This window comes from Ruminococcus albus 7 = DSM 20455, from assembly GCF_000179635.2.
GTDB lineage: Bacteria > Bacillota > Clostridia > Oscillospirales > Ruminococcaceae > Hominimerdicola > Hominimerdicola alba.
This window is the reverse complement of sequence record NC_014833.1, coordinates 233,324-246,867: the sequence shown is the minus strand read 5'-3', so window position 1 is coordinate 246,867 and position 13,544 is coordinate 233,324. Positions and strand designations below refer to the sequence as shown.

Annotated in this window: 11 protein-coding genes and 2 tRNA genes; 11 read left to right on the top strand and 2 right to left on the bottom strand. The window is 42.9% G+C overall.

Annotation, left to right across the window (positions count from 1 at the left end; genetic code table 11):
• Nucleotides 1–48: 48 nt before the first annotated feature.
• The 7 genes from RUMAL_RS01195 (at nucleotide 49) to tsaA (ending at nucleotide 4,791) form a co-directional block, all read left to right on the top strand.
• Nucleotides 49–123 (top strand) — tRNA-Gln (locus RUMAL_RS01195).
• Between the two features lie 3 nt (nucleotides 124–126).
• Nucleotides 127–199, top strand: a tRNA-Gln gene (locus tag RUMAL_RS01190).
• 504 nt (nucleotides 200–703) lie between these two features.
• Nucleotides 704–1,561, top strand: a complete 858-nt coding sequence (locus RUMAL_RS01185) for an NPXTG-anchored protein (RefSeq protein ID WP_013496985.1) — start codon at nucleotides 704–706, stop codon at nucleotides 1,559–1,561.
• A 115-nt stretch (nucleotides 1,562–1,676) separates the two neighbouring features.
• On the top strand, nucleotides 1,677–2,192 hold the full coding sequence (locus RUMAL_RS01180; protein ID WP_013496984.1) for a hypothetical protein: 516 nt from the start codon (nucleotides 1,677–1,679) through the stop codon (nucleotides 2,190–2,192).
• Nucleotides 2,193–2,540: 348 nt separating this feature from the next.
• Nucleotides 2,541–3,560 (top strand): 3-deoxy-7-phosphoheptulonate synthase, encoded by a 1,020-nt coding sequence (aroF, locus tag RUMAL_RS01175; protein ID WP_013496983.1) that lies wholly within the window; start codon nucleotides 2,541–2,543, stop codon nucleotides 3,558–3,560.
• A 124-nt stretch (nucleotides 3,561–3,684) separates the two neighbouring features.
• Nucleotides 3,685–4,044 (top strand): hypothetical protein, encoded by a 360-nt coding sequence (locus RUMAL_RS01170; RefSeq protein ID WP_013496982.1) that lies wholly within the window; start codon nucleotides 3,685–3,687, stop codon nucleotides 4,042–4,044.
• Nucleotides 4,045–4,119: 75 nt separating this feature from the next.
• On the top strand, nucleotides 4,120–4,791 hold the full coding sequence (gene tsaA / locus RUMAL_RS01165; RefSeq protein ID WP_013496981.1) for a tRNA (N6-threonylcarbamoyladenosine(37)-N6)-methyltransferase TrmO: 672 nt from the start codon (nucleotides 4,120–4,122) through the stop codon (nucleotides 4,789–4,791).
• 46 nt (nucleotides 4,792–4,837) lie between these two features.
• Here the strand turns inward: tsaA and RUMAL_RS01160 are convergent, their stop codons facing one another.
• Nucleotides 4,838–5,377, bottom strand: coding sequence for a stage V sporulation T C-terminal domain-containing protein (locus tag RUMAL_RS01160; protein ID WP_013496980.1), 540 nt, complete (start codon nucleotides 5,375–5,377; stop codon nucleotides 4,838–4,840).
• A 1,089-nt stretch (nucleotides 5,378–6,466) separates the two neighbouring features.
• On the opposite strand from RUMAL_RS01160, the gene RUMAL_RS01155 reads away from it, so the two are divergent.
• The 4 genes from RUMAL_RS01155 (at nucleotide 6,467) to RUMAL_RS01140 (ending at nucleotide 10,764) form a co-directional block, all read left to right on the top strand.
• Complete coding sequence (locus RUMAL_RS01155; RefSeq protein ID WP_013496979.1) at nucleotides 6,467–7,759, top strand: ABC transporter substrate-binding protein; 1,293 nt, start codon at nucleotides 6,467–6,469, stop codon at nucleotides 7,757–7,759.
• 92 nt (nucleotides 7,760–7,851) lie between these two features.
• Nucleotides 7,852–8,736 (top strand): carbohydrate ABC transporter permease, encoded by an 885-nt coding sequence (locus tag RUMAL_RS01150; protein ID WP_013496978.1) that lies wholly within the window; start codon nucleotides 7,852–7,854, stop codon nucleotides 8,734–8,736.
• Between the two features lie 14 nt (nucleotides 8,737–8,750).
• Nucleotides 8,751–9,644, top strand: coding sequence for a carbohydrate ABC transporter permease (locus RUMAL_RS01145; protein WP_013496977.1), 894 nt, complete (start codon nucleotides 8,751–8,753; stop codon nucleotides 9,642–9,644).
• Between the two features lie 160 nt (nucleotides 9,645–9,804).
• Nucleotides 9,805–10,764 carry a ketopantoate reductase family protein gene (locus RUMAL_RS01140; protein ID WP_013496976.1) on the top strand — a complete coding sequence of 320 codons (960 nt, stop codon included), beginning with the start codon at nucleotides 9,805–9,807 and terminating at the stop codon, nucleotides 10,762–10,764.
• A gap of 150 nt (nucleotides 10,765–10,914) precedes the next feature.
• Here RUMAL_RS01140 and RUMAL_RS20445 read toward each other — a convergent pair whose 3' ends face one another.
• Entirely contained in the window at nucleotides 10,915–13,302 is a 2,388-nt protein-coding gene (locus RUMAL_RS20445) for an HD-GYP domain-containing protein (RefSeq protein WP_013496975.1), read from the bottom strand.
• Between the last annotated feature and the right edge of the window lie 242 nt (nucleotides 13,303–13,544).

The following is a 13,544-nucleotide window of genomic DNA, read 5'->3' as shown; positions in this document are numbered from 1 at the left end:
ATTAAGCTGTCAGGGACAAGACAGTGAGATGCTCGAATGTCGAAAAGCTGGGGTATAGCCAAGCGGTAAGGCAACGGACTTTGACTCCGTCATTCGATGGTTCGAATCCATCTATCCCAACCATACTGGGGCGTCGCCAAGCGGTAAGGCAACGGACTCTGACTCCGTCACTCCGAAGGTTCGAATCCTTCCGCCCCAATAATCATCCCTTGTTCAGAAATGAGCAAGGGATTTTTCACACCCCGATAACAGATCACACTATCAATCTTCATGGGTACCGTTTGAAGAAGCATTTACAAATAAATAAGATGTATTGACCAAAAAATCATTAAAAATATAGTGATTATACTAAAAAATGAATTCTTCAATGGTAAATATTATTGGTAAATTGCTATTGACATATAATCTAAAGTGTGATATAATGTGGACAAATCCGAACATGAGACGTCTTGTTCGGGATATAATACGCTGTAAATACCATTGAAGCAGCTGCTGAAAAAATCTGTACGAATAAAAGTTAATATAATGTTAACAAAATATTCAACAATGGTATCTATATTTGTATTATAATTTAATATACCGAGTTAATTATATAGCCATACTTTGCTCTCATGGGACAAGCTTTATCTGTGCGGTGTTTGCGGAGAAATGGGTATGATTAAACAATAGAAATTCAAAATAATAATTTTGGGAGGAATTTTTTATGAACAAGAAGTTATTTGCACTTCTCACATCCGCTGCAATGATGGCAGCTGTTGCACCTTCTGTATTCGCTGAGAACAACGAGAACAACGAAAACAACAATAATCCTGCAGGCGCTACTGCTACTCTGGAGTTTATACCTTCTGCTGAGAAGGTAGCTGCAGGCAAGGAAGTTACTTTCGATGTAGCTGTCTCTGCTGACGTTAAGCTCTGCACTCAGCAGTTCGCTTTTACTGCTGAGAACGGTGAGATCGTTAACTTCGTTTTCAACGAGGACAACCTGAAGAGCACTACCGCTGGTCTGGCTTTCGATTACTGGGGCTACAAGGGCAAGATGACCGATGCAGAGAAGGAGCAGTTCGTTGATAACGAGGAATATCAGGTAATGGCTTACGATCAGACCTTCGAGGACGCTGATGGTATTGTTCCTAACAAGCTGGTTATCGGTACTCTGACAGTTAAGGCTGCTGACGATGCTGAGGATGGTACTGCTATCAACATCTCTACTTCTACTGCTAAGATCACTGCTGGTGGTATCGCTAACTATGACGTAGACGGGTACGCTGATTGGACAACAGTTCCTGCTTCTGTAACTGTTTCTGCTGATGCTTCCGAGTCTGAGTCCGAGTCTGAGTCTGAGTCCGAGTCTTCTTCCGAGAGCACATCTACAAGCGAGTCTTCTTCCGAGAGCACATCTACAAGCGAGTCTTCTTCTTCTAAGGCTACTACTAACACTTCTTCTAAGAGCAACACAAACGGCACTACTTCCAACACCAACACTGGTGCTGCTACTACAGCTGCTGTAGCTCTGGCTGCTTCTGCTGCTGCTCTGGTAGTTATCTCCAAGAAGAGAAAGTAATTTAAACGACGATAAGTCAATTAAATAACGCTTATTACGGCAGAGTCATTTGACTCTGCCGTTTTTGTTGACTTTATTGACAAGTTGTTGTATAATCTTATTGGGAGGTGCAGCTATGAAACTAAAGATATTCAGCCTGCTTACTATTATAGCAGTGCTTTTCACACTGACGGGCTGCAGCGGTCAGAAAAATAAAAGCAGTGATTCTCTCTATGATCTGATAATCGAGGATAGCAGTTCAGCATCAACTGATAATACATCAGCAGACCCAATAACTGCAGAGGATAGTTCATCTGAAATATCAAGCGAACCTCAGAGTGATATCCCTGCCGACAGCGAGGATCCCGAGGACGATGAATACACAGAGTATTGGTTCAGGACAAAAAAACTTCGTGACCAGCACTACGAAAAACATGGGATAGAAATGGGATTTGCAAGCGCCGATGACTACCGCAAGGCGGCTTCGGACGTTGTCAATGACCCTTCCGCCCTGCACAAAACCGAAAAAGAGGACGGCGACGATGCCTATTACCTCGAGGAAACAAACGAATTTGTAATAGTTTCCAAGGACGGATATCTGCGAACTTATTTCAAGCCCGATAAAGGAAAGGCTTACTTTGACAGGCAATAATATTAATTTTGTGTAAACAAGCTTTCTTTATCCTTGACATTCCTAATTTGATGAAGTATAATGTTTCTATAATCTTGATCAGTAAACAGAAAGGTTGACCCGTAATGAAGCTTATCACCGTATTCGCTGTCTTTACATACTTCTTTAGCTTTAGCCGATTTTTTGGCTACAAGCTTATTTGTCGTGGTATGAAAGCTATGCGGACGGGTGTACAGCCGGATATGGGCTGACAATATATCCATTCAGGTCACAGACCGTGCTTTCGTATTACGAGAGCACGGTTTTTTTGATGCAGATTTTCTGACAATATATTCTAATTATTTCTATTTATTTACAGGAGGAATCATTATGGTTATCGTATTAAAAGACAGCGCCAACAAAAAGCAGATCGAGGAACTTATGGAATGGCTCACAAGGTTCGATGTGAAATCAAATCTTGTAGAGGGCGTACACTCGAAGATAATCGGTCTTATCGGTGATACAACAGCGGTGGATATCGAATCGGTGCAGGCCAGGGAGATAGTTGACACTGTCAAGCGTGTGCAGGAACCCTACAAAAACGCCAACAGACGTTTCCACCCGCTGGACACTGTGATAGATGTCCGCGGCAGAAAGCTGGGCGGCGACCGCTTGCAGGTAATTGCGGGTCCCTGCTCGGTTGAGACCGAGGAACAGACTATCAAGACCGCTATTGCCGTCAAGGAAGCAGGTGCCACAATGCTTCGCGGCGGCGCATTCAAGCCGAGAACTTCGCCTTACGCTTTCCAGGGTCTTGGCAAGGAGGGCATTGATATCCTGAAAAAAGCAAGAGCTGAGACAGGTCTGCCCATTGTCACCGAGATAATGGACGTCAGCGATATCGACCTTTTCGACGATGTTGATATCATTCAGGTGGGTGCGAGAAATTCACAGAACTTCACCCTGCTGAAAGCCCTCGGCAGGCTGAACAAGCCTATACTGCTGAAACGTGGTCTTTCCGGTACTTTGCAGGAACTGCTGATGTCGGCTGAGTACATCATGAGCGAGGGCAACAGTCAGGTGATACTCTGCGAGCGCGGCATACGCACCTATGAGACCGCCACCCGCAACACCCTCGACCTTGCAAGTGTACCTCTGCTGAAACAGAAGACACATCTGCCTGTTACCGTTGACCCCAGCCATGCGACAGGTATCGCTTCACTGGTAGAGCCCTGTTCTCTCGGCGCGGTGGCAATGGGCTGTCACGCACTGGAAATAGAGGTACACATCGACCCCGAACACGCATGGAGCGATGGCGCACAGTCCCTGACCCCCGAAAAATTCAAGGCGGTAATGAATAAAATACGCGCTATGGCTGAATTCTGCGGAAGACCTGTTGACGCTGATTGACGAAAGCTCCGCGTTGTGGTATAATCAAATTGATAGGTTCAGCTAAGCACAATTCGTTGAACGTCACCCAAACATTGAAATAATTCATAATAATAATATACGAATTACGAAGTTAGGGATTAATATGTACATAGATAACAACTATTTTGAAGAAAAACAAACTACGATTGATTCAATTGAACATTATTTTACAAGATACCCTATAGATAAAGCTAATATTGCAAGAATGTACTCGGAAGAAGTTTTAGGAGTTGCAGATACTGAACAACTGATTATTGCAGAAATAATTTTTTATCATGCGATGTGGAAAAAGGCGGGAGGACTGCCGACATATGCCATAGATAGAATAAAAAGTCTTACAAATAAGATAATTCAATCCAATCAATCCTTTAATTATTTAAATGGTGATGAATATAACGATTTTATCAAAATGGTTAAGGAATTGAATGAGAGTGAAATAGATTTATTAGGCGATAACAGTTGATCTTTTTGTTTTCAAAAAATATTGTTGCGAAGTGATGGTGTTAAACTACCAACTAATGCTACAGGAGGGCTTCACATGGAGATAATCGCAAGGATACACACCGACCTGCCCACAAAATTCGGGTTGCCGCGGCAGAGCGGACTGGTTGAGGAACTGGAAGGTCTGGTGGTATTTGAGCCGAAATACCGAGAACCCGAAGCACTTCGGGGGATAGAGGGATTCTCGCACCTGTGGCTGATATGGGAATTTTCCGAGGCAAAGCGTGACAGCTGGTCGCCTACGGTACGTCCGCCGAGATTGGGGGGAAACAAGCGAATGGGCGTATTTGCTACACGATCACCTTTCCGCCCGAACCCCATCGGACTTTCATGCGTGAAACTTCTCGGAGTTGAAAAAACAGCAGATCAAGGGCTTGCCCTGAGGGTAGGCGGAGCCGATCTGATGGACGGCACGCCGATACTGGATATCAAGCCATATCTCCCCCTTGCTGACTGCCGCCCCGAAGCTACAGGCGGTTTTGCGGCGGAAAAGGCTGGTTATTCGGTAAAAGTAGACTTCCCTGCCGAACTTTTGGAGAAAGTACCCGAAAGCAAGCGGACAGCGTTGAAAGCACTTCTGGCTCAGGACCCTCGCCCCGCTTATCAGAACGACCCGGAGAGGGTATACGGTTTCGGGTATGCGGGACTCGATGTTCGGTTTAGGGTATCGGGTGACAGGCTTGAAGTGATCGAAGTCGAAGAAACGTGATATTCCATACACAGCAAAAGGCAGCACCAAGCAGTGCTGCCTTTTGTCATTGTTCGATCTGTTTGCCGAGAAACATAGCCGCCGCCTTGCAAAGCATCGCCTGATCATCGGTAACATGGCGGTCATCGTCCCCACCGAGAAACGCCACAGCGCCTGTGATATCTCCCCCCGATATTATCGGCGCAACTGCCAGTGCGTGGGTATCAATGCCCTCCACGGGATGAAATTCCGCCGATCCGCTGCGGTACTCATAACTGCAACGGTTCTCCATCATATTTTCCAGCGCTTGGGTCAGCCTGCGCTGCGAGTACTCCTTTTTCGGAACACCCGACACTGCCACCACATGATCCTTATCAAAGATCACCGCAGGCGCACCGCCCAGCTTTGATATGACCTCCGCCGCCTGCAAAGCGCCATCGGAAAGCTCATTTATCGGGGAATACTTTTTGAATATTACTTCGCCGTCGGGGTTGGTGTAGATCTCTAGGGGGTCGCCTTCACGAATCCTCATAGTCCTGCGTATTTCTTTCGGTATGACTACCCTGCCAAGGTCATCTATGCGTCTTACTATTCCTGTTGCTTTCATCCGTTTCCTCCGTTAAATAGATTTTTTGTGGGAATAGTTTACGCAGATATTGGAAGTTTATTCATTCGGCATAGGAATTTAATTTTTTCACCAAAGTTTGCCGATCTTATTTATCAGCGAAAGGATCATAAAGAATACACAAGCATCGTTTAAAATAACGAAGAGTCTGACTGTTCCATATATATGAGAAAGTTTTTCTTGAAGAAAAGCAAGTAGATCACCGCGGATCTCAGTCTGAAGCTCTTTATACCATATATATTAAAATTTACCCTCAGATAAAATATCCTTCTGTGAGATAAAAACTTAACAGTCCCGCGCGGTAAATAATTTACCAAAGTATAGACATAATGCAATTAATTTTAATCTACAGTTCAGTAATGTATTCTTAAAATAATAGACGTAATTTCGAGTAAACTGTAAAATGCCATAGCAATAATAATTAAGAGATATCATCACAACCACACCGGATATGATCGTGATGATATGCTTTTTTCTGGCAGAAAATACATCTGTGTAAAAAAGAAAAATGTGGTCTGTCGGCTTGGAAAGTACGGCGAAATATTATCTTTAACATGACTTATTTTTATAACAAGACTAGGACATCAGATACCCTTCGGGTCTGTTTAAACTAAACATTCACGGCGTTTAGTTTAAAGATAAATCATATATATTTTTTAGTACAATTAAATTAATTCGGATATTAGTGCTATATCAGCAACTAATTAATCATATCCTGCATCTGCTGATCATCCGTAAGCTTTCAACCTACAGCAAGTAAACCATGTGCACTTTCTATACCTCAGGTCTTTTGAACGCTTCTGTATAGATGCATATTATATAATTCACAGGCATTAATTTAGAGATAAAAACATCCAGTATCTGTAAGCTTTGATAGAGGGAATATCAACTAACCATTTATTGCTACAATTGTTAGGGTTCCTTATCTATTTTTGCCATTATTACTTATATTCTATTGACAATGGGTTAATATTATGGTAAAATTTACGAAGTCACCGATATGGTGAGTATCAAAAATCGGTAAAACCGTATAAATTATGTAGTGCGGCATATGACCAGGAGGTATTAACAATGAAAAAAAGAAAGATCTTAGCAACACTAGTATCAGCAGCAATGCTGGCAACTACGCTTGCAAGCTGCGGCGACGCAAGCGGTTCTAAAAAGAAGAAAAACGCTGACGGCTCACAGGAGATCACATGGATGTTCTGGGATGACCTCAACGCTACCGAGGATCTGATCTCTCTCGGCTATAAGGAAACTATCGAGAGATTCAACAATGATTACAAGGGTAAGTACCACGTAACACCTATAACAACAAACCTCGAAGAATACTACAACAACCTCAATGCTAAAGTTGCAGCAAAAGAGACTCCCGATGTATTCATCGTAAGCCCCGGACCTCAGCTGACCGACTATGTTAAGCCCGGCGTTGCAGCTCCCCTTGATGATTATCTTGCAAAGGACGGCTGGAAGGATACTTTCACAAGTGATTCTGTATTCTCTCAGCAGACCTACGACGGAAAGATCTACGCTGTTCCGCTGAACACTGCAGCTGCTTGCTGCTTCTACAACACCGAGATGTTTGAAAAGGCAGGTATCTCCGATACACCTAAGACATGGGAAGAGATGATCGCTGCTTGCGAAAAGCTCCAGGGTGCAGGCTATACACCTATTTCTATTTCTGCTAATACCGCATGGTGTCTCTCAATGGTAGCTGGTTACCTCTGTGAGGCTGAGGGTGTTGACCTTGCTAAGCTGGCTGACGGTTCCGCTTCATGGGAAGATGGTAAGCTCGAGAACGCTTGCAACAAGCTCCTTGACCTGTCCAAGTACTTCCAGAAGACAGCAGGCGGCGACACCAATGACGTTGCAACCGCAGGTTTCTACAACGAAGAAGCAGCTATCCTTATCCAGGGTTCATGGGCTATCGGTCAGATCAACGGTCAGAATCCTGACTTTGAATCCAAGTGCGGCGTATTCCAGTTCCCCGGCGTTGACAGAGTTATCGCTAAATCCGACTCTCTGTGCATGAGCTCTACAACTGATTGTCCCGAAGGCGCTGCTGCCCTCATCAAGTACTTCACTGATGAAAAGTCTCAGAAGTACACCGCTGAAAAGGGTGGTAAGATCCCTGTAACAAAGGTTGAGTACGATACTTCCGCAGCTCCCAAGCAGCTCGCATTCGTTATGGATGTATTCAGCAACGCAACCGGTACATTCGGCTTCTATAATGAGTCCATGCCTACAACTGAGACAGGTGCTCACTTCGACGATACAATGGTAGCTGTATTCCAGGGTAGCATTACACCTGCAGACGCTGCTAAGGATATGGAAGAATACTACGCTGCTAACTGCAGAAAGTAATATTTCGATCTATCAAAAGACGATATAGGGGCGCACAATACGCCTCTATATTGTTTTTAATGTTTCCCCATTTTGAAAGGAGTTGATCCGTGATGGACAAAATGCTTAGGAGCAAGAAAGCTATTGTTATCTTCATGCTTCCTGCGTTTCTTTTGTTCACACTGGTGCTTTTTATACCGATCATACAGTCGGTGTATTATTCATTCTGTGAATATAAAGTACTCCAAGCCCCTAAATTTATCGGGCTTGACAATTATAAGGCTATACTATCCGATAAAACGTTCGCTATTGCTTTTAAGAACTCAATGTTCTTTCTCATTTTCTCATGTGTGTCACAGCTTATCTTAGGTCTTTTCTATGCAGCGCTGCTTACAAACATCGAGAAAGGTCGAAATTTATTCAAGAACATTATATATCTGCCCTGCGTACTCTCATCAGCAGCACTCGGTCTGCTGTGGATGTTTATATTCAGCCCTAAGCTGGGTATCAACTTGCTCCTTGAAAAAATGGGCATTGAGGGTCCTATGTGGCTGTCGGATATCAGGGGCACTATCATACTTCCCATGTGGATAATAGCTTTTGTTGCTCTCTGGCAGTATGTTGGTCAGTCTATGATGCTTTATATGGCACAGATATCAGGTATAAGCAAGTCCCTTATGGAGGCAAGCTATATCGACGGATGTACCAAGGCTATGACATTCAGATATGTTACACTTCCGCTTATCAAGCCCATGGTAGCTACTGCTATGTCGCTGAATGCCATAGGCTCGCTGAAATTCTTCGATCTTATATTCAATATGACCGAAGGCGGCCCCAACCATAAAACTGAGGTACTTGCAACTCACCTATATCAGCAGGGCTTCAAGTTCTCAAAATACGGCTATGCAAGTGCTATAGGCGTAGTACTGCTCATACTTTGTCTGGCAGTAACATTATTCATCAACAAGGTCGTTAAGACCGAGCAGTACGAGATGTAAGGAGGTACAGCTAAATGAGTTCTTCAAAAATTGGAGCTGCAGCACCGGATCCTTCTTCCAAGCAAAAGATAACACCGATACAGATAGTGATATATGCATTTCTGGTAATAATATCCTTAACATATCTTCTTCCGCTGCTTTGGGTGTTCAACGTTTCGTTCAAAACGAACAAGGAGATATTTACCGCTCCTTTTGCACTTCCACAAAATATAACATTTGATAACTATTCATTCGCATGGACAGCAGGTAATCTGGGTACAGCAACACTCAATTCATTCATCGTGTGTGTTATTTCACTGTTGCTCAGTATGCTGATCGGTTCAATGGCTGCATTCGGCATCTCACGTCTGCACTGGAAAGGTTCTAAGCTTGCCATGACTTATTTCCTTACAGGTATGATGATACCTATCCACTGCGTGCTTATACCTCTGTTCACAAGATTTGCGAATCTGAATCTCGGATTTACAACTCTGCATCTTTCAAACACGCTTACAAGCCTTGTCCTTCCTTATCTTACATTCTCACTTCCTATTACGATATTCATTATGGAAGGCTTCTTCACGAGTATGCCTAACGAGCTTATCGAATGTGCTTGTATGGAGGGTGCTAATATCTTCCAGATATTCTTCAAGATATGCCTGCCCCTCGGCAGAACAGGTCTGTTTGTAACAGGTCTTATGACTTTCGTCGGCAACTGGAACGAACTTCTTCTTGCAATGGTATTCATCTCCGATGAAACCAAAAAGACACTTCCGGTATCACTGTCCAAGTTCGTAGGACCATACAATACAAACTATTCACAGATGTTTGCAGCTATCATGATAGCCGTGATCCCGACTATCATAGTTTACTGCGCATTCTCCAACAAGATCGTTGACGGCCTTACCGCAGGTGCCGTAAAGGGTTGATATCTGACATATACAGCCGCATTAAAGTTCGGCGCTGATATAAAAATTTTAGCCATAGTATTTCTGATGTTAAGCCAGAAACACTATGGCTTTTTTATTGACAAAGACGCTATTCTGTGATATAATTGTTACTAAAATCGTAATTTATAAAGGAGATAACATGAGAATAGCTGTATTGGGAATCGGTGTTATTGGAACAACATATGCCTACGCATTTCAAAAGGCAGGACATGATACTTATCACATATTGAGGGAAGGTAAAAAAGATATTCCAGCTAAAATTGGTATTCATGTTTTAGATGGCAGATACAACGCGAAAGGCGAAGAAAAAAATGATGTATATAAAGTCATGGTAGCAGAGGATAATTCTGAATATGATTTCATTATTGTCAGCGTCGCAAGTGGCAAGCTGGATTGTGCGATGGATACTATAATGAAGAGGAATATCAAAGGAACGATTGTCCTTTTCTGTAATTTCTGGGATGAAAGAAAGGATATCGAAAGAATAGTAGGTGACTATGAATACATCACTGCGTTTCCAACAGCAGGCGGTCATATGAGCAAGGATCATGAACTCAATTGCGTACTTTTTGATCATGTAATGCTCGAGGGTGAAGCCAAGGCTAATATTTCTAATTATGCTGAAATATTAAATCTGCTGAGATCAGCTGACTTAAAGTGGGAAATACCATATGATATGTTTGAATGGATCTGGATCCATATGGCTATCAATGCAGGGGTAACATCTACTGCAGGCAGAGCGGGTGTACTTGATGACCCGAATAAATTGGCAATGGAACTTATGGCTGATTCAAAAGCATTGAAACTGGCAGTTAAAACTATTCGTGAAACACTTCAGATCGTTAAGGCAAGAGGTGTTGATCTTAAACTTTATAAAAATGAATTGCTGCCATACAAGATACCTGCGGGTTTAGCTGGTATTGCTATGAAAAAAATGTTTTCGTCTAATGAGCTAACTTCAAGAATCATGACTCTGCATAATGATATCAGCGATATTTTATATGGGTGTAAATGTGTATACGATGAAGGCAAGAAACGTGAGTTAAGCCTGCCGTTGTACTATAAAAATATGGAAAAGATTCTGGAGCAAATTGGGTAGATATATTATTTATTATAATCATATAAATTCATATTTATCTTTGTAACAATAAAGTACGATGCCCCTGAGCGCTTTGAAATGCTCAGGGGCAATTCTATATGTTTATCCACCCTAAAGGCGGATGTTTTAGTCATCACATATATCCGTTATTCACTTTATCCATATATTCGTGATGGCACACTGATCTCCCGTTATGGATACATATACTTTTGATATCTCTCCTTTAGGCAGTTGTGTTTTGATTTTCAGCACAAGACCGTTATATTCGATATTTGTATCAATGATGTTATCATTTTTTACAAGCTGAGCGTTGCAGTCAGCGCCCTGTTTGTTTGTATTCTTCCAGTTTTCCCAGCCTGTAAAATCATCGGTCCTGCTTATCTGTATATCATTGTTTACCATACGTTTTTCATCCCAGCATTCGCCGTCAAACCTTATCAGCGCAAGTTCCCGGTAATTAGGACCTTTGATCTTTCCGTTATCCGAGCTGTACAATACAATAAACGGACAATGCCATATAAGTCTTGCCGTCGGCAGGCTCATGGCATGGAAAAATATCTTCATTTCACTAACAAGCTCTTCACCGTTAGTATAAGCTGTACGCCATCCGTCGATCTGTATATTGGGAACATTTCCTGCTGGTACTTTGATATAGCTTATTTCAGGCGCGATACGCTTTATGGAATTCTCATCCGCAGTAACACCTGTCTTCTGTGTCCTGAAGCTGTTTATCCTGCAGTTTCTGCCTGTAAAGCTAAGGAACACATATCTGGAATTATCCGGCAGTGCAGTTATCACCTCGATCGAACGATACTCGTTCTCTATCCTGACCCTGACATGGTCATTGTACTTAACAGCCGTTATATCGTAGGCTATACCGCTCTTGAACTTCCGCAGAAGCTCATCACGGCTGATACCGCTGTCGTATATGATCTCGTTCTGTATCTCTCTTGCGCCGGAACGTTCAACGTGTCCGTCAAGCCTTATCTCACAGTACTCAAAGTAGTTCACTATCTTCTTGCTAGTGTCATCGCAGTGTATCTTCTGATCCAGTGAGTCAAACAATATCAGGGTAGGAACAGGATCATCATCGTCATCAGAGATATAATTTAGATGTATGGTCATCTCCTCGCGTGTTGCAATAACACCCTCACTGAATTCCGTCCTGAATTCAGTGCATACCATTTCAGCGTTGCCCGAAAGCTCTTTTATTGTTTCGTGTTCCTTCATGTTGTATTCTGTATCAACATCGATAAGATGGAGCATTATCTTTGCATATACCGGATCAAACTGTGTCCCGGAGCCCTTTACAAGCTCTTCACGCACCAGCTGCTGCGGCATCGGTTCACGGTAGCTTCTTTTGGATGTCATGGCATCATAAGCATCAGCCACAGCTATTATCCTAGCGATCTCAGGTATATCATCGCCCTTTAGCCCCGAGGGATATCCCCTGCCGTCATAGCGTTCATGGTGATAGCTGGCACCTATACTCAGCGACGGTGATATATTTATACTTGAAAGTATCTGACTTCCTATTGACGGATGGGTCTTGATAGCTGCAAATTCTTCGTCGGTCAGCCTGCCCTCCTTGTTTATTATAACATCGGGCACGCCTATCTTGCCGGCATCGTGAAGCAGCGCCGAGTAGTATATATCCTGCACTTCTTCATGGGATTTACCTGCATATTCGGCTATACGCTGGGAGTATTCTGCCACACGGCGAGAGTGTCCGTGAGTATACTTATCCTTTGCATCTATTGCCCCTGCCAGTGCCATAGCTGTCTGTTCAAACAGCTGCTGCATAGCTTCCTGTTCTTCTTTCAGAAGTTCGATCTCATGATCCTTGGCTTTTTCAACCTTTTCATTCATTTCTATAAGCGAGAACAGATACAGCAGCATCGACGGTGCGACTATAGAGATACTTGTCAGCGAAATGCCATACGCGAAAAGCTGTATCGTCGAAGCTATAACAGGCAGAGTCGTAAATATTATCAGTGACATCAGCATTCTCGTGCTAAGACGTTCTCTGCGGCGCATGATATCGGAAAGCTGAAAAACGAAAGCCAGAAGCGGTAAAGATACGCTGAAAAATATTCCGCTGCCCCGCTGATATCGGTTGAATTCATCGAAGTAGTAGTAAAAGCCTGTAAACTGCGTCAGTATCGTCATTACCACGTCTATGTATATAACTATATCCGCCGCTTGCAGCAATGCTGAAGGCTCATTATGATCATCAGATGCAGAAAGGATACTTTTCAGATATTGGTTCAGAGCTTTCAGTATCACAAGTACCATCATGAATACGCCAAAATTGCTGACCCTGACCATTACACGGGCAAGATCTCCCGGTTTACCGCGATAAATATATGCCAGCCGATCTGAAATAAGAAGCAGAGTCGCACAGAGTTCTATAGTACCCAGTGCATTTCTGCGTTTTATCGGTATAGATCTGGAAAAAAACACCATCACCCACATTGCCGCACAGACACCGCTGAGAAACAGCAATATGTTTAACTGATTTTGTTTTAAGAATTCCATGCTGTCCTCCTTTTTTAAAGATGACTATAAGAGTAGGTCTCTTTGTTCAGAATATATAGTATCGTAATTTATATCATAACATATTTTCTTAAAAAAGTAAAGATTTAAGACATAAAAAATCTGCATTTAAGTCTGCGTTCGCAAGTATTATGTACGCTGCAATTATTTTGATGCCAATTAAATACGTGGCTATCCGTTGGCAAACCACTTGATGCGCCTGTATAATGCGGTATATCAGCGGC